22 protein-coding genes are annotated in these 23,381 nt (G+C 60.0%); 6 read left to right on the top strand and 16 right to left on the bottom strand.

The window, feature by feature from the left end; all coding sequences use genetic code 11:
- The first annotated feature begins 75 nt into the window (after window positions 1-75).
- Window positions 76-750 (top strand): potassium channel family protein, encoded by a 675-nt coding sequence (locus UM93_RS03235; protein WP_045073629.1) that lies wholly within the window; start codon window positions 76-78, stop codon window positions 748-750.
- The gene (locus UM93_RS03230) at window positions 747-1,421 is read left to right on the top strand and encodes a potassium channel family protein (protein ID WP_045073628.1); all 675 of its coding nucleotides are present in this window, start codon (window positions 747-749) and stop codon (window positions 1,419-1,421) included. The genes UM93_RS03235 and UM93_RS03230 overlap by 4 nt, the downstream gene beginning before the upstream one ends.
- Here the strand turns inward: UM93_RS03230 and UM93_RS03225 are convergent.
- The 4 genes from UM93_RS03225 to dut are packed head-to-tail and all read right to left on the bottom strand — an operon-like array spanning window position 1,381 to window position 3,855.
- Window positions 1,381-2,166, bottom strand: coding sequence for a DUF3159 domain-containing protein (locus UM93_RS03225; protein WP_045073627.1), 786 nt, complete (start codon window positions 2,164-2,166; stop codon window positions 1,381-1,383). The two genes, UM93_RS03230 and UM93_RS03225, sit on opposite strands and share 41 nt — an antisense overlap.
- Window positions 2,163-2,564: a single stranded DNA-binding domain-containing protein gene (locus UM93_RS03220; RefSeq protein WP_045073626.1), complete on the bottom strand. Its 402-nt coding sequence runs from the start codon at window positions 2,562-2,564 to the stop codon at window positions 2,163-2,165. Before UM93_RS03220 ends, UM93_RS03225 begins: the two co-directional genes overlap by 4 nt.
- On the bottom strand, window positions 2,557-3,366 hold the full coding sequence (locus tag UM93_RS03215; RefSeq protein WP_045073625.1) for a DUF3710 domain-containing protein: 810 nt from the start codon (window positions 3,364-3,366) through the stop codon (window positions 2,557-2,559). Before UM93_RS03215 ends, UM93_RS03220 begins: the two co-directional genes overlap by 8 nt.
- A gap of 3 nt (window positions 3,367-3,369) precedes the next feature.
- Complete coding sequence (gene dut, locus UM93_RS03210; RefSeq protein ID WP_234399371.1) at window positions 3,370-3,855, bottom strand: dUTP diphosphatase; 486 nt, start codon at window positions 3,853-3,855, stop codon at window positions 3,370-3,372.
- A 162-nt stretch (window positions 3,856-4,017) separates the two neighbouring features.
- Here dut and UM93_RS03205 point away from each other — a divergent pair, with 162 nt between their 5' ends.
- Window positions 4,018-4,491, top strand: a complete 474-nt coding sequence (locus tag UM93_RS03205; RefSeq protein WP_045073622.1) for a DUF3093 domain-containing protein — start codon at window positions 4,018-4,020, stop codon at window positions 4,489-4,491.
- 1 nt (window position 4,492) lies between these two features.
- Here the strand turns inward: UM93_RS03205 and UM93_RS03200 are convergent, their stop codons facing one another.
- Window positions 4,493-4,792: a DUF4193 domain-containing protein gene (locus UM93_RS03200; protein ID WP_045073621.1), complete on the bottom strand. Its 300-nt coding sequence runs from the start codon at window positions 4,790-4,792 to the stop codon at window positions 4,493-4,495.
- 405 nt (window positions 4,793-5,197) lie between these two features.
- On the opposite strand from UM93_RS03200, the gene sepH reads away from it, so the two are divergent.
- The gene (sepH, locus tag UM93_RS03195) at window positions 5,198-6,442 is read left to right on the top strand and encodes a septation protein SepH (RefSeq protein WP_045073619.1); all 1,245 of its coding nucleotides are present in this window, start codon (window positions 5,198-5,200) and stop codon (window positions 6,440-6,442) included.
- 48 nt (window positions 6,443-6,490) lie between these two features.
- Here the strand turns inward: sepH and UM93_RS03190 are convergent, their stop codons facing one another.
- The 4 genes from UM93_RS03190 to UM93_RS03175 are packed head-to-tail and all read right to left on the bottom strand — an operon-like array spanning window position 6,491 to window position 11,729.
- Window positions 6,491-7,180, bottom strand: a complete 690-nt coding sequence (locus UM93_RS03190) for a thymidine kinase (RefSeq protein ID WP_045073617.1) — start codon at window positions 7,178-7,180, stop codon at window positions 6,491-6,493.
- 9 nt (window positions 7,181-7,189) lie between these two features.
- Window positions 7,190-8,368, bottom strand: coding sequence for an alkaline phosphatase family protein (locus tag UM93_RS03185; protein ID WP_234399370.1), 1,179 nt, complete (start codon window positions 8,366-8,368; stop codon window positions 7,190-7,192).
- 4 nt (window positions 8,369-8,372) lie between these two features.
- Window positions 8,373-9,059 (bottom strand): DUF5998 family protein, encoded by a 687-nt coding sequence (locus UM93_RS03180; RefSeq protein WP_045076789.1) that lies wholly within the window; start codon window positions 9,057-9,059, stop codon window positions 8,373-8,375.
- A 45-nt stretch (window positions 9,060-9,104) separates the two neighbouring features.
- Window positions 9,105-11,729, bottom strand: a complete 2,625-nt coding sequence (locus UM93_RS03175; RefSeq protein WP_045073614.1) for a bifunctional acetate--CoA ligase family protein/GNAT family N-acetyltransferase — start codon at window positions 11,727-11,729, stop codon at window positions 9,105-9,107.
- 73 nt (window positions 11,730-11,802) lie between these two features.
- Here UM93_RS03175 and UM93_RS03170 point away from each other — a divergent pair, with 73 nt between their 5' ends.
- Window positions 11,803-14,403, top strand: coding sequence for a DNA gyrase/topoisomerase IV subunit A (locus UM93_RS03170; protein ID WP_082057001.1), 2,601 nt, complete (start codon window positions 11,803-11,805; stop codon window positions 14,401-14,403).
- 39 nt (window positions 14,404-14,442) lie between these two features.
- Here UM93_RS03170 and UM93_RS03165 read toward each other — a convergent pair whose 3' ends face one another.
- Entirely contained in the window at window positions 14,443-15,315 is an 873-nt protein-coding gene (locus UM93_RS03165) for a VanW family protein (protein WP_045073613.1), read from the bottom strand.
- A 106-nt stretch (window positions 15,316-15,421) separates the two neighbouring features.
- Window positions 15,422-15,742 carry a DMT family transporter gene (locus tag UM93_RS03160; protein WP_045073611.1) on the bottom strand — a complete coding sequence of 107 codons (321 nt, stop codon included), beginning with the start codon at window positions 15,740-15,742 and terminating at the stop codon, window positions 15,422-15,424.
- A 43-nt stretch (window positions 15,743-15,785) separates the two neighbouring features.
- Here UM93_RS03160 and UM93_RS03155 point away from each other — a divergent pair, with 43 nt between their 5' ends.
- Complete coding sequence (locus UM93_RS03155) at window positions 15,786-16,304, top strand: hypothetical protein (protein ID WP_045073610.1); 519 nt, start codon at window positions 15,786-15,788, stop codon at window positions 16,302-16,304.
- Here UM93_RS03155 and UM93_RS03150 read toward each other — a convergent pair whose 3' ends face one another.
- The 5 genes from UM93_RS03150 to UM93_RS03135 all read right to left on the bottom strand — a co-directional run bounded on the left by UM93_RS03150 (window position 16,305) and on the right by UM93_RS03135 (window position 23,287).
- A complete protein-coding gene (locus UM93_RS03150) occupies window positions 16,305-17,291 on the bottom strand; it encodes a GNAT family N-acetyltransferase (protein ID WP_045073608.1) in 987 nt (328 codons plus the stop codon). It lies immediately after the preceding gene.
- A gap of 43 nt (window positions 17,292-17,334) precedes the next feature.
- Window positions 17,335-18,969 carry a thiol reductant ABC exporter subunit CydC gene (cydC, locus tag UM93_RS17645; protein ID WP_052663570.1) on the bottom strand — a complete coding sequence of 545 codons (1,635 nt, stop codon included), beginning with the start codon at window positions 18,967-18,969 and terminating at the stop codon, window positions 17,335-17,337.
- On the bottom strand, window positions 18,966-20,642 hold the full coding sequence (gene cydD / locus UM93_RS17640) for a thiol reductant ABC exporter subunit CydD (protein WP_052663568.1): 1,677 nt from the start codon (window positions 20,640-20,642) through the stop codon (window positions 18,966-18,968). Before cydD ends, cydC begins: the two co-directional genes overlap by 4 nt.
- Window positions 20,639-21,637: a cytochrome d ubiquinol oxidase subunit II gene (gene cydB, locus UM93_RS03140; protein ID WP_045073607.1), complete on the bottom strand. Its 999-nt coding sequence runs from the start codon at window positions 21,635-21,637 to the stop codon at window positions 20,639-20,641. Before cydB ends, cydD begins: the two co-directional genes overlap by 4 nt.
- Before the next feature lie 78 nt (window positions 21,638-21,715).
- A complete protein-coding gene (locus UM93_RS03135; protein WP_045076786.1) occupies window positions 21,716-23,287 on the bottom strand; it encodes a cytochrome ubiquinol oxidase subunit I in 1,572 nt (523 codons plus the stop codon).
- Between the last annotated feature and the right edge of the window lie 94 nt (window positions 23,288-23,381).

Raw genomic sequence — 23,381 nt, 5'->3', positions numbered from 1 at the left:
TGCGATGCCTCTCGTGCGTTCTCACTCGCCCGGGTCTCATCGAGCAATTGACCGAACCGAGAAAGAAGAGATCCAGTGGCACATTACGTGATCATGGGCTGTGGCCGGGTTGGCGCCACACTGGCTCACACGCTGGAAGACTCCGGCCACACTGTCGCCATCATCGACCAAGATGACCGGGCGTTCAGGCGGCTGCGGAAGAACTTCAGCGGCCGTAAGGTCACCGGAATCGGCTTCGACCGGGAGACCCTCAAACAAGCCGATATCGAGCAGGCTTACGCCTTCGCGGCGGTCTCCAGCGGCGATAACTCCAATGTATTGGCCACCCGCGTCGCGCGGGAGACCTTTCACGTGGAGCATGTAGTGGCAAGAATCTACGATCCGGGTCGCGCCGAAATTTACCAGCGGCTCGGGATCCCCACGGTCGCAGCGGTGCGCTGGAGCGCCGATCAGGTATTACGCCGCATTCTGCCCGAGCAGAGCATCGCCGGTGATTTCCGGGAAGCCTCGGGGCGTCTGATTCTGAGCGAAGTCTCCCTTCATGACGGCTGGATCGGCCGCAGTCTGGAAGACCTGGAAAAGCTCAGCGGCGTCCGCGTGGCCTACCTGACCCGCTTCGGTGAGGGCATTCTGCCCAATCACGAGACCAGCTATCAGCAGGGCGACACCGTGCATGTCATGCTCGACGTTGCACGGCGTGCCGAAATTGAACACGTCCTGGGTACCGCCCCGGCGAAGGAGTCAGAGTGAAAGTCGTGATTGCCGGTGCGGGCAGCGTCGGTTCTTCCATTGCCCGCGAGTTACTTTCCCACGGGCACGATATTTTGCTGATCGATCCCAAGCCCGAGGTGATCGGTCGCAGCGGGCTGCGCGGCGCTCGGTGGCTAGTAGGCGATGCTTGCGAGATCAGCACGCTACGTGAGGCGAAACTCGACGAGGCGGACGTAGTGGTTTCCGCTTCGGGTGATGACAAGGTGAATCTGGTCGTCTCGCTACTGGCGAAAACCGAGTTCGGCGTCGGGCGCACTGTCGGCCGGGTGAACAACCCTAAAAACGACTGGATGTTCGACGACTCCTGGGGCGTCGACGTCGCGGTGAACACGCCACGGCTGATGACCGCACTAGTTGAAGAGGCAGTGGAAATCGGCGATCTGGTCCGACTGCTTACTCTGCAAACCGGGGTCTCGTCGCTGGTGGAGTTCACCATGCCCCAAGATTCCCCGCTCCTCGGTTCCACGGTTGGCTCCATCGAATGGCCTGCCGACTCCACCCTGGTCGCCATTCTGCGGGACGAAGCACCCATCACGCCAAGCCTCGATGACGTGATTGACGGCGGCGATGAATTATTCTTCATCACTACCATTGCCGCCGAGGACGAGCTCAGGTCGCTGTTGGCTCCGCAGCGGGGTCAGCAGGACTAGGTTCAGCCGCAGCGGGCCGGGAGACCATCCAGGCTAGCCAGAGCGCCAGCGCATAGAGCGGAACCCCCATGGCTAACCGGGTGGCGCCGAGTGCCGCCAAGTTCTCGGCCAAGTAGAGCGGCACCTGGACTGCCAAACGAAGCACAAAAAGTGCCAGCACGATCCATCCCGCCAACATATAAGCTCGACGCCGCTCCGGCTTGGCACGCCAGCTCAGGTTTTCGCCGCGGATGAAGCCAAACAGTAGGCCGGTAATCGGCCAACGTAAAATGAGTGAAAGTCCCACTACGGCGATGCTGACAATGTTGATCAGGAAACCCGGCACATAGTAATCAAGGGCATTGCCGGTGCTGCGAGCGAAAAAGGCACAAATTGCAATGCCTACCAAACCGGAAAAAGCTTGCACAACGCTGCCCTTTTGCAGCAATCTGAGTGCGGTGAAAACTACTCCGACCACGATGGCGGCGATAATCGACACCGTGAGCTGCTGCCAAATCATGAAGCTCACCAGGAACACCAGCCCAGGCAAAAGCGTCTCCGCTAGTCCGCGCCAACCACCGACGGCTTTCATCAGGTCGATGTGCCCGTGCTCGTTTCGGGTCAAGCCGGAATTAGCCGCGTAGCTCTCTGCCAACTGGGCAAAGCTGAGTTCTTTGGCCTGCTCGGCAGGCTGCTCAGTTTGCGCAGCTTGCCCGGTTCTCTCCGGCTGCTCAGGTCGTTCCGGAGTGGGCTGCGTTTCGGTCACGAGGAATACTCCTGAAATTCTGGTTTGCCGATGATCTCATAGCGAGGATTGAAAATAGTGGGTAGACCATCGCGGAAAGCGACCATGCCCTCAAAACGCACCTCGGTGCCGGCGTCGATGCCCGGCACATGCCGCTGGCCGAGCCAGACCAATCGAAGCCGGCTCCGCTCCCGAGCAGGCTTCTGGCCTGCCGCTTTCTGAGATTTCTGCTCAAGCGCTCGTTCAGCACGCTGTCCTGGCGCATACTTATCGACATCGGTGACGATGGCAGAGAACTCGGGCGACTCATTGACCGGGCGAATCGTGATCGAGGCAATGTAGCCACGTGCCAGCGCCCGGCCCCGTTCCGGCAACTGGCTAATCGTGCTCAGCTCGGTTTTAGCCGCTGGATTACCCAATCTCGGTGATCTCCGGACCACGCTCGGGGGCCGACAACCCTGGCGCAGGCTTAGCCGGGCCGTTGCCAGGTTCTGCCACCGCATCCTTCGGCAGCACTAACGGCAGCAGATCCCGAGGCGGCATCGGAGAGTCGCCACGAACCACAATAACGCTGCGGAACAGCGCTTCTAGATCGCTCGCTGCCTCAATTTCCAACGCCGCTGGGCCGCCCAGCACACCACGCAGGAACCAGCGCGGACCATCGACGCCAATGAATCTAGCGACCCGATAGCCCTTACTGCCATCAGCGGCCTCAGCAGGGAGCTTTGCCAGCACCTCGGGTCCAAACGTGCCGTCGAGTTCCTCGACATTGCCGCCCTGCGATTCCACCGAGTCGCCAATCTGCTCCCGGATCTCTGGCCAAAGCTGTTCCGAACGCGGCGCCGCAAAGCCCTGCAGCTGAAGTGAAGAACCATCCAAATCGAGGGTCACCGCAATCACTCGCTGAGTGCTTTCCTCAACCTCTAGGCGCAATTGGAGCCCAGGGTGGGACTTTATCAGCAAGGCACCGAGGTTCAGATAGCCTTCTGGTTCTTCGACTTCGTCTTCGTCAAAAGGTCCGTGTGCTTGACGATCATAAATTTCGTCGAGGGGATCCACCACGCGTTCCGCTGACTGCTCAACCTCTGACTGCTCAGCACCTGCTTCGTCCTCTGCGGACTCGGCGGCATCTTCTGCTGTTTGATTCTCAGCATTCGCTGTGAGTTCGTCAGTATCGGAACTGGACTGAGATTTTGATCGCTTACCGCGCCCGAAAACCATGGCTTACTCCTTGCCGGAAGGCTGGTTGTCTACAGTGGGGGTGAATCCGCCGGTGGAACCAAATCCCCCAGCACCACGTACCGATTCCGGCAGTTCATCAACCGGGATGAATTGCGCATATTCGACACGTTGGATCACCATTTGTGCAATTCTATCGCCCCGGGAAAGGCTAATCGGCTGCTGTGAATCAGTATTGAGCAGCGTGACCGCAATCTCGCCGCGATAGCCGGCGTCGACGGTGCCCGGTGCGTTCACAATGGTCAAGCCGTGCTTGGTGGCCAGCCCGGATCGCGGGTGGATCAAGGCGACAAAGCCCTCAGGCAAGGCGATAGCTACTCCGGTGGGCACCAGCACCCGCTCGCCGGGTGCAATCTCGACATCGATGCGAGCCCTCAGATCCGCACCGGCATCTCCGGGATGCGCGTAGCTAGGCGGCTCAAGCCCCGGATCGAGTATTTTCAATTGCACCGGGAGCGTTCCCTGGGACACCGTGACCTCCATATATTAACTGAGCTGAGATATCTGTCTCGCCAAATACTCTAGCCTGCAAAGCTATTACCGGCCTCCGACTGCTACCATTCCACCGGGCCGCCCAGCCGAACCCGGCAGCACAAATTCGCAGCACGGTAGAAAAAGTGACAAGCTGACTCTATGCCGCAGACTCCCGCTGAATCGATGACGCCAAGCTACACCGAAAAACTCTGGCCCTCACCCTGGCTTTGGCTGATTGCGCTGGGGATTTCAGCGGCCGGTATTCTCATCCTGGCCCCGATCAGCCTGCTCGCCGGATATATCGCCGCCATCGTACTTTTTCTACTGCAAGCGGCCTTCCTGATCAGTAGCACACCACGGATCGAGGTCACTGCACAGACCGTGACAGTTGGCAGGGCCAGCATTGAACGCAAATTCATCGGCGAAGCGACCGCCTATCGCGGCGATGCAGCCTTTGCTCAGCGGGGGCCCCAGTTAAACGGCTTGGCATTCCTGTGCCTACGCGGCTGGATTTCGCCGGTAGTAAAAATAATCATCACCGATGAATCCGATCCCACACCTTATTGGTTAACCTCGACGAGGCGACCAGAACAGCTTGTCGCTGCCCTAGCCGCCTCGGAAAGTGTGGAGTGATTTAGCCTTCGCAATCCTTGCAATAAAGCAGGCCGTTTTTCTCCCGTGCAATCTGTGAACGATGCCGTACCAGGAAGCAGGAAGAACAGGTGAATTCATCGGCTTGTGCGGGCAGTACCCGGACAAGCAACTCCTCACCAGACAGATCCGCACCCGGTAGCTCGTAACTATCCGCCGCTTCGGCCTCGTCCTCATCAACAACCGCCGACTGTTTGTCGGTACGGCGGGACTTCAATTCCTCAATTGAATCCTCGCTGAGGTCGTCTTCGGTCTTCCGCGGCGCATCGTAATCAGTCGCCATAATTCTATGCTCACGCTCCGGTCTTGATACTTAGTTGATGCTCAGTGATACGCATTCCTACTCAGGCCCCCTTGGTGCCTCACAGTTCAAACGTCATGAGCTGCGATTTTGTGCCCGGTACCGGGTGATTTTTGCGCAAATTCTTCACAAATGCCAATTTAAGCGCCATAATCCCCCGTGACTTTCCTCACAACCCAGCATGCGCTGGGAGAAATCACAGCAAAATCAATGATTTTAGCCCCCGCTGCTGTCCCCACAGCATTGTCCGCCACCAAGAGGACTAAGCCACCATACAACATCCGCCACGCCCGCGCCGGTCGTGGTAATCCGGGACTTTCGGTGGCAGAGTTTTCCTTGAGCTGGTGCGTGGATTCCAGTAGCAAATATTAAGCGGGTGAGACGGGCATGCAGGATCTGCGATTGGTGGGAGTTCATGACGACGGGGAGCATTTATTGCTCAGCGGCGCAGGCGGCGAAATTTACCGGCTGCGGATTGATGAAGCCCTGCGCGTTGCCTCGTCCCGCACAACACGTGGAGCGATAACGATGAATGAAGACACCAGCGCCACTCGCCTCTCCCCCAAAGAGATCCAGCAACGGATTAGAGGCGGCGCCAGCGCTCAAGAAATCTCTGACGCTTCCGGCGCCCCGCTCGAACACATTCAACGCTACGAAGGTCCCGTACTGGCTGAGCGTGAATATGTCGCTCAGCAGGCTCGACAGGTGCAGGTAGCCGATGCCATCCCAGGGCACGACGGTTGCCGTTCGGCCTTTGGCGACGAACCGGCCAGCTTGGCGGAGATGGTCTCGCATCGTTTAACCGCGCTCGGCATCGATCCCGCCACCGCGAGCTGGGATGCTTGGCGTCGCGCCGATGGCAGCTGGACCGTGAGCGCAGATTTCGAGGCGAGTTCGGCTGAAGCCACCGGAATTGGCGAGCCTGCCCCGGCGCAATGGATTTACCAGCCCTCCCGCAAAAGTCTCCAGAACGCGAACCGCTGGGCGCAGGTGTTGAGCGAAATCGCCCCGCTGGATTCACCGCTACCAGCCCGTCGGCTGTCGGCCGTAGCCGACCGTCCTTTCGATATCGAAACTGATAACTCGGAAGAACCTCATGAAGCAGGGCCTGAGGTGGCAGAGGAAGTGAGCGGTGCGGGCGATGACTCGGAGTCCTTGCTCGATCTGTTGCGCTCCAGAAGAGGCCAACGGCTCGGAGTGGTGGAAGAGGATGATGATGCGCTGGCTTTGCTGCTCAGTGAAGGAGTACCTGCAGCACACCCCCGTGCCACCGAATCTGCTGAGGCTACAGAGCCGGACGAAACAGCCGAATTGAAGGAGGGTGCGGATGAGCCCAGTCAACCCTCGTTCTTCCCGCCGCTCAGCTTGGCACCAGCACCGGCAGAAACCGATTCAGAGAGCAGCGATGATCCGCTTGGCCTCTTTGGTCCGGTGAGCAGCAACACGCGAGAAATCCGGCTACCCGCCGACGCCGCTCAGCGCAGCCAGGCCCCGAAGGCCAAGGAACAGCCCGAGGAACAGGTCGAGGAAACTGAGCAGGAACCAGCCGAACGTCGGCAACCGGTGAAACCAAAACGTTCCAGCGTGCCGAGCTGGGACGAGATTGTGTTCGGCACCAAATCCGATAACTAGCTAGTGAGTAGCTGAGGCGCTGCGGTTTCTGCCCGCAAATTACCGTACTCAGGGCTTCGGCGGAACGGCGCAGACTTCAAGGTCAGAGACGTCAAAGGGTAAAAGCTGGTCTTTTTCGGCAAGCTGATTCGCGCTGTGCGCGGTGACCCGGCGCATATAGTGCCGTCGACAGAGCGTCTCATAGCCAACACTGTCTTCGGGCGCCGCATTGGCCACATCGCCAACCACCACCTGGTCACCCTCAACCACCATGACGCCGTCGACGGTTCGAGCATTATGGGTGGCTCGCCGGCCGCACCAGCACAACGCCTCAACCTGCAAAACATGCACCCGATCAGCCAATTCGATCAAGCGCTGCGAACCGGGGAAGAGCCGGGTCCGGAAATCGGCGGTGATGCCGAAGGCAAAAACATCAATCTCCATCTCATCTACCAACCGAGCCAACTGCTCAATCTGGACTGGCTGGTAGAACTGCGCCTCATCACATATCAAATAATCCAGGGCCGCACCGTGAGTGCGTCGCAACACCACCTGCTCCCAGAAGTCGGTCTCGGGCTCGACTTCGATAGCACCAGTTTGCAGGCCGAGCCGGGAGGAGATGGTGGAATCCCCGGCCCGGTCATTGCAGCTGAATAGCAGGCCAGCCCGGCCGCGAGCACTGTGGTTATGGTTCAGTTGCAGGGCCAGCGTTGACTTACCGCAATCCATCGTGCCGGAGTAGAAAACCAGCTCAGCCATCGGTATACCTCACCTAACGTTCTTCGTGGTCTTACCGGCCACCGGGATCTGCAATAACGGAACCTCACGCTCCGCCTTCGTGAAGGAGCCGTGCTGCCCCACCACCTCAAGCGCGGTCGGACGAGTCCTTCTGGTGTCGTAAAAGGCCACCGGTTCAAGGGCGGCAATAAGTAAGTCACCGATCCGGGGGGCGATCTCGGCACGCACTTGGCCAAAGTAACCGGCGGCTATCGCCTCGTCGCGGCTAAAGATCGCAGCTCGGTTACCCCAGCGTTGCACCCAGGCAGCCCTGAGTGCTTCACGGTCTGCACCGGGTTCCAGGTAGAGCTGAACCAGGCGCGGCTCCCCCCCGGTGTGACGTACTCCGTCGATGAGTTCCGGACTTGCCGAATAGTCGATCCGTGCAGATTCCGGTACGTCAATCATGCCGTGATCGGCGGTCAGCACTAACTGGGTACCGGCAGGAAGTTGTTGATGCAGCCGACGCATCGCCGCGTCCAGCTCGGCGAGTTCGAACTCCCATTGCGCCGAGTTAACGCCGTAGCGGTGCCCCGCCTTGTCTAGCTCCGACCAGTAGAAGTACAGCAGCGCACGTTTCTGATTGGCCAGCAAATCTGCGGCAGCTGTGGTCCGAGCGTGCACCGAGGCAGCGGGAATGAATTGGCTGCCCCGAAGCGCCGCCTGGGTCATCGCTGAGTTGGCGAATTTCGGCAAGCTAATGGTCGCCACCGGCAGCAAGTCCGAGATCTTTTCAAATACCGTTGGCTGATCTTGCCAGCGCAGTGGATCGACTTTAGCGTCCCAGCCGCCCAGCAGATTGACGATCTTGTCCTGTTCTGGATCAAGCACGTCATAGCCAACCATGCCATGCTGGCCGGGGGCCAGACCGGTACCCAAACTGCTCAGCGAACTCGCTGTGGTCGAGGGGAAAGCTGAGTTAATGATCCGATGGCTAGCGCCGCCACTGATCACCGAGCGCAGGAACGGGGCATGTGCCAGATTGCGCTTCAGCAACGCGGCCCCGAGCCCATCAACTAGCACCACGACGATCCGGTTCCCGGCTGGCAGTCTGAGGGTGTTTTCAAAGCCGGGCACGCCCAACGCCGCAGCGGCGCTGCTTAGCACCCGGCTAATTGATCCGCTACTGCCGCTCTCGCCGTACCCCGGCCACTTCGGTAACTCTGTCACTGCTCTAACGATGCTGACTACGGCCGAAGCGGCTGCCACGCCCGGTGGTCTCGCTCCGGGACGGACTGAGCTCTGCGCTCGAACCGGCGGCCAAGGCGCGGGAGTTCGCCGAGCGCAGAGCGCGGGCAAAGATCTTGGCGTCCTGCACAGCGATCAACCCGTCGGCTTCCGCACTGATTCGCAGCGCAATGTCTTCGTGGGTGATAGTTCCGGTATAGCCGTGATCGGCTTCGCACTGGGGGTCACCGCAGGCTGCCGGGCCAATATCGAGCCGCTGGCCACCGGACCAGCCAATCGAAAGTGTCAGCTCTCGGACTGGATCTGACGGTTTGTAATCCTGGGGTTGGGTGTAAAGATAATTCAGCACCACCGAACGGATTTGCCGGACCGGCACGGTTTCGGTGGAAATCTGGGCCACCACATGCTCGCCCTGTTCATCGAGTTGCTGATCGTCAACATGGGCGATGATCAGCAATTCCTCGGTAAGCGCTAGAACGGTGATGTGCCGGTGCACCTCGGTCTGATCGAAATGCGTTTCGAGATGGGCAAGATGAGCTATACAAGGACTTCCATCAAGTGCTTCCTCAATCACATCACCGACCAGCAAGGGGTAGAAACCAGCGCGTTGTAAGGCTTGTTCCAGCGTTTGGCCTTGCTCGATGTGCGAGCCGCCAGCTCGGAAAGCATTCATTCCTGTTATTTTTCCAGAAAGCTGCGCCGCTGCCTAACCCACGGTTCAAGCCATTGCACGGCGAGCGCTATCGGTGCGCTGGGCAGCATTTCCGAGTTGTATGGTCGCCGAGAGAACCGTGCATGCTCGCGTTCCAGCCAGCACCGGATTGAAAGATACCGAAGCTATTTCTGGATGTTCATCCTTGAGCACAGCGAGCCGGGCCACCAAGTCTTCCAAGGCCTCGATGTTCACCGCTGGCAGTCCCTGATAGCCAAAGAGCTTAGCGGCAGCCCGCGGCGCACGGACCAACTCGGAAATATCGGTACTAGATAGTGGCGGCACTCGGTGCGCCCAATCGTCCAGCAGATTCACCGCATCCCCGGAAACCCCGAAGGACACCACCGGCCCCAGCAAGGGGTCCTCAATCGCCCTGAGCGTGCAAGCCTGGCCGAGAGGCGCCATCCTCTGTACCTCCAGCAGGGCGGTTTCCCCTCCGCCATGTGATTCACGCATATGACTGATTTCTCGTCTCAGCGTTTCAGCATCGCCGATATTGAGCCGTACCCCGCCCAGGTCAATGCGCTGCCGCAGCGCCGGGTCAAAACTTTTCACGGCAACCGGCCAGCCGAGCCGTTCGGCGGCCGTCACAGCCTCCTGCTCGCTGCTAAAAGTCACCGATTCCAACACCTCAATGCCGTAGTAGCTCAGCAGTTTCAAGGTTTGCTCGGCGTTAAGGGTCAGCAGTTCAGCGCCGTGCACCTCGGTGAGGAGCTGGTCGAGAAAAGCGCGTGCACCCTCCGGGTCAATGCCCTCAGGTTGGTCAAAGGAGCCCTGGTCGCGATGCAGCCATTCCGCGTACCGCACTACCGCCGCGAGCGCGGTAATCGCACCGCCCGGGCTGGAAAAACACGGCAGCTCACCGTGCTCGGTGCGAATCACCCCCTCAACGCTGACCGCAGGGTCCAAAATGCCGCTGAACGCGGCGATCACCGGTTTAGCGGTTTGTTGCGCGCACTCTGCCAGCACCTCGGCAATGGCGTTGACGCCGAGTTCTTCCAGATCAAGACCTCGGGCCGGCATCAGAGTCGCCATCACCGAGTCGACATCCGGTCGGTGCAGGGTGCTTAGTAGGCGTTCCTTGAGATTTTTCAGCGCCTCCGCCGATTCCTGCTGATGTGCCAGGTCGGCCACCGTCTCCACCACCACCAGGCCGGACTCCTCAGCGGCATCGGCCACCACCCGTGCCAAGGCGAGCGAATTACTGAACACGCTCAGCCCTCGACCGGCTGGCAGCGCCTGGCTGACCGCTATTTGCGCAATATTTGCCAACTCGTCGATGTTCTTCACCCGAATAGTGCCCGCCTGCCGCAACATGGCATCAAGCGCCCCGGCCGGTGCTTGGGTGGTGCGCACCGCGTGCCCCGGCGGCAGACGCAGACCCAAGGTGTCGGATTTCGCCAAAATCACCGGTTTATTGCGGGCCAGCCTGCGAGCCAAGCGGGAGAATTTTCTCGGGTTGCCAATCGACTCGAAGTACATCGCACAGACTGCGGTCTCCGGATCGTCTTCCCAGTACTGCAGCAGGTCATTGCCCGAGACATCCGCCCGGCTGCCCGCTGAGACGATCGTTGAGACTCCCAAACCGCGACGCGCAATCGAAGTGTAAAGCGAGACCCCGATTGCCGCTGACTGGCTGAACAAACCCAACTTTCCGGAACGCGGCAGGCCGGTGGCAAGCGAGGCGTTCAACGGCAGCTTCGTGTTAACCACGCCAAGTGAGGCCGGACCGATCAACCGCATGCCGTGTTCCCTGGCCTGCCGGACCAAGTCCCGTTGCAGTGCCAGGCCGGTATCGCCGTCGTCGGCAAAGCCACTGGTCAGCACCACCACGCCTTTAACCCCGGCCTGCCCGCAACGGTTAATCACCGCGGAGACCTCAGCCTTGGGCACTGCGATGACTGCCAGGTCCACTGGCTCGCCAAGTCCTTCGCTGATCGTCCCGGGATAGCCGCCTGCGCGCAGGTGCTGCAGCATTTCCTTGGCCAACCGTCCCTTTCCGATCACCGCCACCGAAGACGGCGAAAGCAAGCCTTCAATGCTGCGTGCCTCGGCGCGGTGTTCTCGGGAGGCCATCACCTCGCGGGAGCGTTCGGTGGGGTCAATATCGAAGCTCAAGCTCACCACACCGTCATCGAAGTGCCTGCTCACCTCGTAGCCGGCCTCAGCGAACACGGTGAGCATCTTCCGATTTTCCGGCAATACCTCCGCGGTGAATCTGCTGATGCCGTTTTCCCGAGCCGCAGCGGCAAGGTGCTCCAGCAGGATCGACCCCAGGCCACGGCCCTGGTGGGCGTCAGCAATATTAAAAGCGACCTCGGCCAGTTGAGGATCGGCGAGCCGGTCGTAGCGCGCAATGCCGATGATCGCCCCGGCGACAGTGATCACGAAGGCGACTCGATCGCGGTAATCTACCTGGGTGAAGCGGCGCAGTTCTTTTTCGGTCAATGAGGACCGGTAGGTGAAGAATCTCAAGTAAATGGACTGCTCAGACTGCCCCTGATGGAAGGATTGCACTGCGTCCGCATCGCTGGCCGCAATGGGGCGTAAATGTGCAGTAGCACCATCCCGCAGCACGACATCGGCTTCCCAATGGTGTGGATATCCGTCTTCCCCGGGCTGAATCACCATAGACTCAACAATACTGATACCTCATCGTGATGGCTTTCAGCTTTGGCACCAGTACTTTAAGGACAACGCAGCAATGGCTAGGCGCACGCCACCGGACGATCCCTTCGTCGAGAACATCATTGATATCGATGTATCACGGGAGATGGAGGGCTCTTTCCTCGAATATGCCTACTCGGTGATCTATTCGCGGGCACTCCCCGATGCCCGCGATGGTCTCAAACCCGTGCAACGTCGCATCCTCTACATGATGAGCGAGATGGGGCTTCGTCCGGACCGCGGCCACGTCAAGAGCGCCCGGGTAGTGGGCGAGGTAATGGGCAAGCTGCACCCGCACGGTGATGCCGCGATCTATGACGCCATGGTACGAATGGCTCAGGACTTCTCGCTCCGGCTGCCGCTGATCGATGGGCACGGCAACTTCGGCTCGCTCGACGACGGTCCAGCCGCTCCGCGTTACACCGAGGCCCGGCTGGCGGCGGCGGCGTTGACGCTGACCGACCACCTCGACGAGGACGTTGTCGACTTCGTGCCCAACTACGATAATCAACTCACCCAGCCCGAGGTGCTGCCCGCAGCTTTCCCTAATCTTCTGGTCAATGGCGCTACCGGCATTGCGGTCGGCATGGCCACCAATATGGCACCGCATAACCTCGGTGAGGTTATTGCCGCCGCCCAGCATTTAATTGCCGAGCCGGAGGCTACTCTCGATGATCTAATGCGCTTTGTGCCCGGGCCCGACTTACCCACCGGCGGGCGCATTGTCGGGCTGAGCGGCATCAGGGAGGCGTATGAGACCGGGCGAGGTTCCTTCAAAACCCGCGCCAAGGTGGAGGTGGAGCAGCTCACTGCCCGCCGCACCGGGCTGGTGGTGACCGAGCTTCCTTACACGGTCGGGCCGGAAAAAGTGATCGAAAAGATCAAGGACGCCGTCAATAACAAGAAACTGCAGGGCATCTCCGATATTGTCGACCTCACCGACCGCAACCATGGGCTGCGCCTGGTGATCGAACTCAAGAATGGTTTCAACCCGCAGGCGGTTTTGCAGCAGCTCTATAAGTTCTCGCCGATGGAGGACTCTTTCGGCATTAATAACGTCACCTTGGTTGACGGTCAGCCACAGACTTTGGGGCTGCTGGAGTTACTCCGGGTCTATGTAGCGCACCGCATTGATGTGGTGCGTCGCCGGACGGCATTCCGGCTGGGCAAAAAGAAAGATCGGCTGCACCTGGTTGAGGGGCTTTTGATTGCCATCGTCGATATCGACGAGGTGATCCAAATCATCCGTTCCTCGGACGACGCCGCAGCGGCCCGTGAGCGACTGATCGCAATCTACGATCTGAGTGATATTCAGGCGCGTTACATCCTGGATCTGCAGTTGCGTCAACTGACCAAGTTCTCCCGCCTGGAACTGGAAAAAGAGCAGGAAGAATTGCATCAGGCCATCGCCGAGCTGGAGCGTATCCTCGGCTCCGAACAGGTGCTGCGTGAGCTGGTTTCCAGCGAACTGGGCGAGATAGCGGCAAAATACGCCACGCCGCGGCGCACTGTTTTGCTGGAATCCGAGGCGATTTCCGCCAGCACTGCCAACGCGATGAAGGCGATGACGACACCAAGCGGCAAAGCTGCGCCGCTGGCTCTGGAAGTGGCTGATGATCCGTGTTGGGTATTGCTAAGCAGCTCCGGTCAGATCGCCCGCACCACCGGCCGCGAACCTTTGCAAGATAACGGCACCCGAAACAAGCATGACGTGTTCCGCGCGGTGATCGCGACCACGGCGCGTGGTGAAGTCGGCGCGGTCACCTCCGCTGGTCGGATGTTGCGACTACAGGTGGTGGATATGCCAGCCCTGGCACCCGCCGCCGGGCTGCCGAACCTCGCCGGTGGCGTTCCCGCAAAGGAATTCATCACATTGCTCAAGGGCGAAACCTTGGTCACCTTTGTACCGATTGACCAGATCATCGCTCTAGGTACCGCACAGGGAGTGGTCAAGCGAGTCACCCCGGAATACCCGCTGAACCGCGAAGATTGGGAGATCATCTCGCTGAAGGACCGCGACCGAGTGATCGGCGCCGCCCCGGCGAAGGACGACGATGATTTGGTCTTCCTGACCGCTACTGCCCAGCTCCTGCGTTTTGCCGGTAATGCGGTTCGTCCGCAAGGCCGCACAGCGGCGGGGATGGCTGGCATTAAGCTCGGCGCCGGCGACTCGGTGATCAGTTTCACCGTGGTTCCAGCCGGGGATCCCTCCGCCGTGGTGGTCACCGTAGCCAGTGCGAGCGGGGCGCTTCCCGGCACCTCATCGGGGTCAGCCAAAGTCAGCGATTTCACTGAGTACCCGGTCAAGGGTCGGGCCACCGGCGGCGTCCGGGCGCATCGATTCCTCAAGGGCGAAGACGTGTTGCTGCTGGGCTGGGCGGGTCATGGACCAGCAAAAGCCGCCTCCGCCGCTGGAGTCGCCCGCTCACTGCCGGTGGAACACGGTCGGCGCGACGGCTCCGGCATCCCGCTGACCCAGTCGATTGACGCCATCGGGCCCTCGCTCTCCAGCTTCGAGCCGAGCGAGCCAAACCCTACCGGTGCCGACCCCGCTCCGAGCGAGCCAACCCCGGCACCGGCACCGGCACCGGCCAACACTCCCCCGACCGAAGACGATAGCCAACCCACCCTGCTCTAGCGCGAGTTCGCGGTTTAGTCTCGAATTCGCTAAGTATTACTAACGAATTCGAGACTCTTCCACGAACTCGAGATTGGCGTACGGGCGCTCGTCCAAGATCGGGGAATTGATCAACGCAGGGTCGTAGCAGACCACGGCGTCGTTCTCTAACAGCAGTTCGTCCAACACCTGGTTCCCGGTGCGCCGGTCTGTGGCGGTCCGGGTCACTTTATTGTGCCGGTACACCTTGCCCGCTGATCGATAAAAATAGGCGTCCTTTTCCCGTACGTGGTATTTCAATGGCAGAGCTGAGTCGGCCCGCAATTCGCCGCGGAGGTACTCTTCCGTGACCGAGATCAGCAGTTGAAAACTTTGCTCGGTATCATTGCGGAATCTGTAGTCAAGATAGTTCTGCACAATTGACGTGCCGGTGCCAAAAGGAATCTGACGGTTGAAATCCGGAAAAAGGTCGAATTCACCATGATGGTGATGCTCCACAATGGTCAACGGGCTGTGCAAAACCATCCAATGAATCAGATTAGTGAACTGACACATGCCACCGCCGACACCAGATTCCGCACGGCCAGCGCTAATCACCACACCGTCGCGGTAGCCTTTAGAACGGGAAATGGTACCCAATAGTCGCCAAAAAGAGAATGTTTCACCGGGACGAATCACTACCCGGTCAACTTTCGGAGCGGCAATTCCCAAGCTCACCGCCTTGTTGTCCTGCAATTCCGTGGCGGTATTCCCGAGGGTTCGGCGAATCAATGAGTTATGCCGATAGATGAGTACCGGCAACTCCTGGGAATGGTCCTGGCGAGCGAAACTAGCTCTGTGCACCCAGTTATGAACTCTTCGAATGAAACGCATTTTTTGTACCGAAATGGCATACGTCACTGGGTGCAATTCGGAAAAAAGTCGACGGGACACTGAAATTCCTTGCAGTTGAGAGGGAGTCGTCGAGCCAATTTTCCCACCCGAAGTGCAATTTCAACGCCCTTTTGATGAGAAATTTCCTTGGAAGTGACTGGAAGTTTTAGTGTCCTCCCTCGAGGTTCAGCGCCACGACTCCGGCCACGATCAGGGTGATACCGATGATTTTGGTCAGCGACAGCGGCTCCTTGAAAAACCAAAAACCAATCACCGCGATCACCGCTGTGCCAACGCCCGACCAGATCGCATAGGCGGTACTCACTGGCACGTTCTTCAACGCCAGGCTCAGCGCATAAAACGACACACCATAGCCGAGCACCACGCCGACCGAGGGCCACAGTCTGGAAAAGCCGTCGGAGACTTTGAGTAGTGAGGTGGCTACGATTTCGCTGGCGATCGCTAAGCCGAGGAAAAGATAAGGCATGGCAGGCTCCTGCTGAGAGTCGGTCTGTGCCTAGACTACCCTCATGACGATCACCCCTGATGAGAAGGATTGGACCTGGGTTTTGCAGCGCCCCTGCCCGGAGTGTGGCTTCGAAGCAGGCAGCGTCACCCCCGCCACCACGGCGAGCAGTCTGCCTGAGCTATTGCCCCGCTGGCGTGCCGTCTTGCGCCGCCCTGAGGTTGCCGAACGTCGCGATCCGCAGCGCTGGTCGGATTTGGAATACGGCTGCCATGTGCGGGACGTCTTCAGCATTTTTGATCAGCGCCTCAACTTAATGTTGCGCCACGATGACCCGCTCTTTGAGAACTGGGATCAGGACCAAACCGCAGCCGACTCACACTACGCGCAACAAGATCCCGAGCAGGTCAGCGCCGAGCTACTGAGTGCAGGTCGGGAGATAGCCGCGGGCTTCGCGGCGATACGTCCCGAGCAGTGGCAGCGCACCGGCCGTCGCAGCAATGGCTCAGTCTTCACCATTGAGACGCTTTCCGGATACTTCTTACACGATGTGGTGCATCATTTGCACGACGTCAACGGCTAGCTAAAGCTCTTTGTCGTAGGCCATTGAACGGTTGTGCGGCTGGTAGCCAAGCCGCTCGTACAGTCCGTAGGCGCCAGTAGGGTTCTCGGTATCGACATCGAGAGCGGCCCAATCCATCCCCGAAGCGCTGAAGCGTTGCATCGCCTCGGCCAATAAGACTGCGGCAATTCTGCGGCCCCGGTAGGCCCGGCGCACGCCCAATAGCTCGGTGTACCCCTCGTTCCGACCGTGCGTCTGCAACACTTCAGGATCGTAATTGGCGATTTGATAGCCAGCGATTTCCCCGTTGGCGGTGTCAATAACCACTGTGCTCCAATCCGCCCGCATATGCGGGTGGTCGATCAGAAAACCCCAGGACTCCTGGTCTCGAGGCTCAGAACCCCAGTGATCAGCAAAAGCTTCATTATGTGCCAGCCGAACCTGCTCGGACAGCTCCGAGCTGAAGGTCTTGAGTTCCAGGCCTTCGTCGAGCGGAATCTCTGGGATCGGGTCGGCGAGCGGCCGCCGCATCTCAGCAAAATAACGCACTACCGAGTAACCGGCGGAGTCGCAGAGCGCCAGCTCGGCAAGATTGCTCTGATCGGCAAACTTCCTGACCACCACCGGGCTTTGGCCATCGCTCTCAAACCGACGGGCTGCCTGTGCCTGCTGCCAACCGAGCAGCGCACTGCCGATCCCACGACGTTGCCACAACGGATCGACTCCGCCGAAGAGATAAGCTTTCTCACCCTCAGGGTTTTTCGAGACCCGGGCAAAAGCTCGGGCGACGCCTTGCTGGTCAAAGCCAATCACGGTATCGAAACGTGGGTCGTTCTTAGTGGAATTCAGGGCGTTCTGCAGGTCCTCCCGCTGTTCGTGCCAGACCGGTTTCTCGGCTTCGAAGATCCGCAGGACCAACGCATACCACTCATCGAGATCCTCGACGGTGATCGGCCGGAAGGTCAGTTCGAAAGGGTTTTGTGCCAGCAGGTGCAAGGGATCGCTCATCCTTTTAGCCTATCGGCTCGACCGCGAACCCGAACAGCCCCGCCTAGCTCATCGCGCCTTCACGAAGCACCCTGGTACCGCTGAGCTGGGCGGTCTGACTGCCGTCAAACTCAAGGAGTAACTGAGCCGCGGCCCGGTCCTGCTCACGGTGTGAAATCAGCAATACTGTCTGCCCGGTCAAGCCGGTCCGCAAATCTGCCATTAACTCCTCCGCACCGGCAACGTCCAAATGCGCGGCAGGTTCATCGAGCAAGACGATCTCGGCCTCAGTGAGTAATGCACGGGCCACCGCCAAGCGTTGCTGCTGTCCGCCGGAGAGCTGGCTACCAGCGGACCCAATTCGGGTGTCCAGCCCCAATGGCAACTCCGCGAGTAGGGGTCCAAGGCCGACACGTTCGAGGGCTGCCAGCATCTGCTCTTCACTGGGCGGCTGCTGGCGTTCCCGGGCCAGCGCCAGATTGCCTCGCACGGTGGAGTCGAAAAGGTGCGCCTGCTGCGGACACCAAGCGATTCTGCCGTTTACCGCACAACTACCGGAAAGTGGTTCAAGGTAGCCCAGCAAGACCGCCAATAAGGTAGATTTACCCGTTCCGCTCGGCCCGCTCACGGTAAGCCAGTCCCCCACCGGGAGCTCAAAGGAGAGCTTTTCAATGAGCGCCTTCTCCGTCCAGCCGAAGCTTAGGTCATTGGCTTGAACTGCCACACCGGCGGGCGCCGTGGGCAGCTTAGCCAGAGCGGATTGCTGGGTCTCAGTTCGGAATTCACCGAGTGCTTTGAGCAACGCCGGAAGCCCGATCGCTGATTGGCTGAGCGGCGCAAAAACGTCAATCAGACCTAATTGCAGCAAAACCAAGGCCAGCAGCGCCTCGGCAGGCACTTGCCCTTGGCCGACGGCCGGTGCGCCGATCATCAGGATGCCCAAGGCGCCCAGGCCGGCCACGGCGGTGAGCAGCGCAATCCCGCTGCCTTGCGCCCAGACACTCCTGGAGGCATGCTTTGTTGCCGCCCGATCATAGCGTTCAAGTTCGTCCAGCGGTGCTGCTTCCACTCGGTTGACCCGAAGCTCGGCGGAGGCCGCGAGCAGCACGGTAAGTCGGCTGAGCATCGTCTCGCGCTGCCTCAGCTCGGTGCTACTGGCACGACGGTCGGCGAGCAAGGCGACGCCGGGTGCCACCAACACCGCGATTAGCAAGACGATAAGTTGCCAGAGCCAGGCCTGCGGCAGGATCAGCACCGTGGTGAGCAGCACACCCGCGCTGGTCAAGATCGCACTAAGTGGCGGCAGCACGACTCTGGGCAGCAGATCGCGTAGCGAGTCGACCTTGCCCACCAAGGAAGAAAGCACTTGGTCACCCCGCTGCAACTCGCGACGTCGTGGCAGGCTGAGCGTCAGCGCGTCCCACAGCCGTAGCCGCAGTCGGTTAGCCGCATCGAAAGCGGCATGGTGTGAGGCCAAACGCTCCAGGTATCGACTGATGGCACGTAGCAGACCGAAAAATCGAACGCCCACCATGGCGACTAGAAGATAGAGCACTGGTGGATGCTGGCTGGCTCGGACAATCAACCAGCCCGAAAGCGCGGTCAGCGCGAGGGCGCCCGCGCTGGCCAGGCTGCCGAAAAGCACAGAGCGCAAAAACGCCGGGCGCCACGGTCGAAGTACTGAAAACAGTAGTCTCATCGTCGCTCCGCCAAGCGCACTTGCTGGTCAGCCCAGCCGAGCAATACGGGGTCATGACTGACCAGCAGCACCGTGGCGCGGTCCCGTAGCCCGATCAAGGCTTCTTCAATTAGTCGCGCCGACTTTTGGTCAACATGGGCGGTCGGTTCATCCGCCAGCACCAGTTCGGCCCCCTGCTCAACTCTGGCCAGCACCCGGGCCAGCGCGAGTCGACGGAACTGTCCCGGGCTCAGGGTCGCCGGATGCTGAGCTGAGCTGCCGCTGAGACCGACCCGCTCTAGTAAGCCGGTGATATCTCTAGCACCCCAGAGCTGCAGCTCGGCGGCGACCGTTGACTCTGTGCTGCGCGCTTGCTGCGGCAGCCAAGCCAACCGTTCCGGGTCGACGCCGGTGACGCTGCCACTGAGCAATAGCTGCTCAGGTTCCTCGACTTCCTCGACTTCCTCGGCCTCGGCGCGCTCCGTGGCCGCCGTCAGCTGACCGGCCAGCACGTTGAGTACAGTGGATTTGCCGCAGCCGCTCGGCCCCGAAATCGCACACACTGAGTGTCTTTTTACCTCGAAGCTGAGGCCGGAAATCGTCGCCTCTCGCCGTCCCGGGAATTGAACGCTCAGATCCTTGACGCGCACTGGACGCTGCTCCCGAGGCTCGCCGTGTGCTGGCGATTCGGCGCTGCCAGGTTCTTCGAGCAGGCTTCGCCGAGGAGGTTCGTCCAGTACCAGCTGGGCCCGACGCATCGCCTCACGCCCGTCGTCGCTGGCGTGAAAAGCGCTGCCCACCTCGCGCAATGGCAAATAACAATCAGCCACCAAGATCAGCACCAGAAGTCCCGTTTCCAAGCCCAACTGTCCGTAAACCAGACGCACCCCAACGAAAACTGCCACCACGGCTACCGAAAGGGTGGCAATCAGTTCGAGGGCGAGCGCGGAGAGGAAAGCGGTGCGTAGCGTCCGCATTGTGCCGCTACGATACTGCTCCCCCAGTTCCTTCAGGGCCGCCCGCTGCGCTGCCGAACGTCCTAAGCCGACCAGCACCGGTAACCCCCGGGCCAGTTCCACCAGGTGTTGGGAAAGCCGCAAGAGCGCGCCTGCGGACTCGGCAACTTTGTCCTGAGTGTGCCAACCGATCAAGGCCATGAAGAGTGGAATCAACGGCACGGTCAAGACAATGATCAGCGCACTGACCCAGTCGGCGCTCAGAATCCGAATGCCAATAATCAGTGGCACCGTCACGGCACTGACCAACGCCGGCAAGAACTGTGTGTAGTAGCCATCGAGCGCGTCCAAGCCGCGCGTGGCCAACACCGGCGAGCTACCCTGCGCCCCGCCGTGGTGCATCCAGCGCTGCACCAGCTCGGCCCGGAGGGCCTCTTTCGCGCCCAGCGCGGCCCGCTGCGCCAGCACTTGAATTCCCCAGACCACGAGTGCACGCAACAGCGCTGCGAGCGCGGCCAGCGCAATCCAGCCAGTCGGTAGTTGGCCGTTAAAAACTGCTACCGAGGCTCGGGCCAGGCCATCCGCGAAAATCACCATAGCGGTGGCCTTCAACGCGCCTAGCAAACCCAACAGGTAGAGCTTGGGCAGCGTTCCGGCGGGCAGCGCAATACCCATCGGGTTCCGGACCGCTCGCCGTTGCGGGCTCACTTTCGATTTCATCTTGGCTTGCCCGCTCATGCCGGAATGCTTGCCGGGCTAATCCGTTTCCGGAACACCCAGTAGGTCCAGCCCTGATAAGCCAACACCAGCGGTACGCCAAAGCAAGCGATCACGCTCATCAAGCCAAGGGTGTAGGCCGAGGATGAGGCATTCTGAATGGTCAGGTCAAAGCTCGCCGAAAGACTCGATGGCAGCACCCTGGGGTACAAATTGTAGAAAATGCTCCCCACCACAGCGAGCAGGAAAACCCCCAGCGAAATAAATGACCAGCCTTCACGCCCTCGCCGAGCGGCAAGCACGGCGGCCACCGCAGTCAGCACGGCCACCGCGATAGCCAACCAGCCAATCAGCTTCGCGCCGCCCACCCCGACCAGCACCGCCCAGAGCAACAGCGGTAGCAGGGCAACCGGGGCCCAGCGGGCGAAGAGGCGACGAGCTCTGGCACGCAATAAACCGTCCGTTTTGAGGGCTAAGAAGGCCAAGGCTTGAATCAAGCAGAACAACACCACAGCGGCTCCACCGAGCAGGGTGTAACCGTTGAACCAGGCGAAAGCGCCGCCGACCCGATCCCCGTTGGCGTTCAGCGGTAGACCGGTGCTCGTGAGCACCAAAGCGGTGCCGACGCCGAAAGCCGAGATCAAGGAACCGCCGAAAATCGCCCAGTCCCAGCCACTCCGCCAACGCTCAGAGTTCACCTTGCCACGGTATTCGAAGCCCACCGCCCGGAAGATCAGGCCCAACAGCACCAGGATCATCGGCAGGTAAAGCGCCGAGAGCAAGGCGGCATACCAGCGCGGGAAGGCGGCGAACATCGCACCGACCGCGGTAATCAGCCAGACCTCATTGCCGTCCCACACCGGGCCGACCGTGTTCAGCAAGACTCGACGCTCACGGTTTTCCCGGGCGAAGAGCTTCATCAGCATCCCGACGCCGAGGTCGAAGCCTTCCAGGAAAAGGTACCCGGCCCAGAGCACGGCGATCAGGATGAACCAAATGGTGGGTAGCGTCTCCATGACTACTCGTCCTCTCCGTTGTGCTGTGAGATCCTGCGCTGTGTGATCCTGTGCTGCGTGGTCTTCTGCTGGGTGGTCTTAGTAAGCAAAGGCGAGTACATCGTCGTCGTCCTTCTGCGATTGATCCGAATCCTTTTTCTCGATCAGCTCGGGCATGGCCGAGGGCACTCCGCCGCGGATGTACTTCACTAAGAGGGCGACTTCGACGACTAGCAGCACCCCATAAACAGCGGTGAAAGCCACTAGCGAGAAGATCAGTTCCGCCGCGCTTACTCCCGGTGAAACGGCGGCGGCGGTGAACATAAAGACCGGATCAATGCCATCCATTTGTGGATTCGGGGCCACCACAAAAGGTTGACGACCAAGTTCGGTAAAGATCCAACCAGCCGAGTTGGCCCCGAAGGGAGCCAAGATTCCGAGCACCGCAAGTCGCATCAACCACTTCGATGAAGGCACCGTGCCTTTTCGAGCGATGATCAGGGCGACGAAGGCGGCAAAAGCTGCCAACCCACCAAAGCCAATCATCATCCGGAATCCCCAGTAGGTCACCGCCATCACCGGGACGTACTGAATCGGCTGCCCGGCCCGGTCGCCGTAGATTGGATTATTTGGCAGTGTGCTGCCGTATTTCGCCTGATACTCAGGGATCAGCGAACTAACACCCTTGACCTCGGTGTTGAAGTCTCCGTGTGCCAGGAAGGAGAGCAAGCCGGGCACTTCGATCACGGCCACCACATCATTACAGTTGCTACTGCCGACGTCGCCAAAGGAGAGCACCGAGAAACTGGTACCGTTCTGGCAGGCTGCCTCTGCTGCGGCCATTTTCATGGGTTGTTGTTCGAACATCAGCTTGCCCTGTAAATCACCGCTAATGGCGGTACCAGCAAAGGCGACCATCGCCACCACCGCGCCGATCCGCAGCCCGCGTAGCCAGACCTTATGGTCGGTCTTGTCCCGCCCCGGGTGCTCCGGCGACTCCCCTACGATGACGCGTTTCTTCTCATCGACGGTATCGATGCCCAGCTGGCGGCGCTTCCAGAGGTGGTACCAGGAAATGCCAAGCAGGAAGCCACCGGCGACGGCGAGAGCGCCGAAAATGGTGTGCGGAAAGGCAACTAAAGCGGTGTTATTGGTAAAAACGGCCCAGGCGTCGACCATCTGCGGCCTGCCATTGATCACCTCAACGCCGACCGGGTGCTGCATCCACGAATTGGCCACCAAGATGAAATAGGCGCTCACCACTGAGCCAAGCACTGCGATCCAGAGACAAGCGAGATGGATCTTCGCCGGTAGCTTCTTCCAGCCAAAGATCCACAGCCCCAGGAAGGTCGATTCCAGAAAAAATGCGAGTAGTGCTTCCATCGCGAGTGGTGCGCCGAAAACGTCTCCGACAAAACGGCTGTATTCGCTCCAGGCCAGGCCGAATTGGAATTCTTGGACAATGCCGGTGGCCACGCCCAGGATGAAGTTGATCAGAAAAAGCTTGCCCCAGAACTTGGTCATCCGTAGATATTCGGCCTTGCCAGTGCGCAGCCAGCAGGTTTGTAATACCGCCACTAGTAGGCCAAGACCGATGGTGAGTGGCACCATCAGGAAGTGGTAAACAGTGGTGATACCGAATTGCCAGCGGGCGATGTCGAGGGCTTCCATCATGCTCCCTTTTCTACGTCGTGTAGAACTCTTCTTCTACACAGTGTAGAACGTTTTCTACGGATTGTAGAAACTGGCCTTTAGAGGCTATCCT

It is taken from the genome of Psychromicrobium lacuslunae (assembly GCF_000950575.1).
Classification (GTDB): domain Bacteria; phylum Actinomycetota; class Actinomycetes; order Actinomycetales; family Micrococcaceae; genus Renibacterium; species Renibacterium lacuslunae.
The sequence above is the reverse complement of the archived record's forward strand: the minus strand, read 5'-3'. Positions and strand labels throughout refer to the sequence as shown.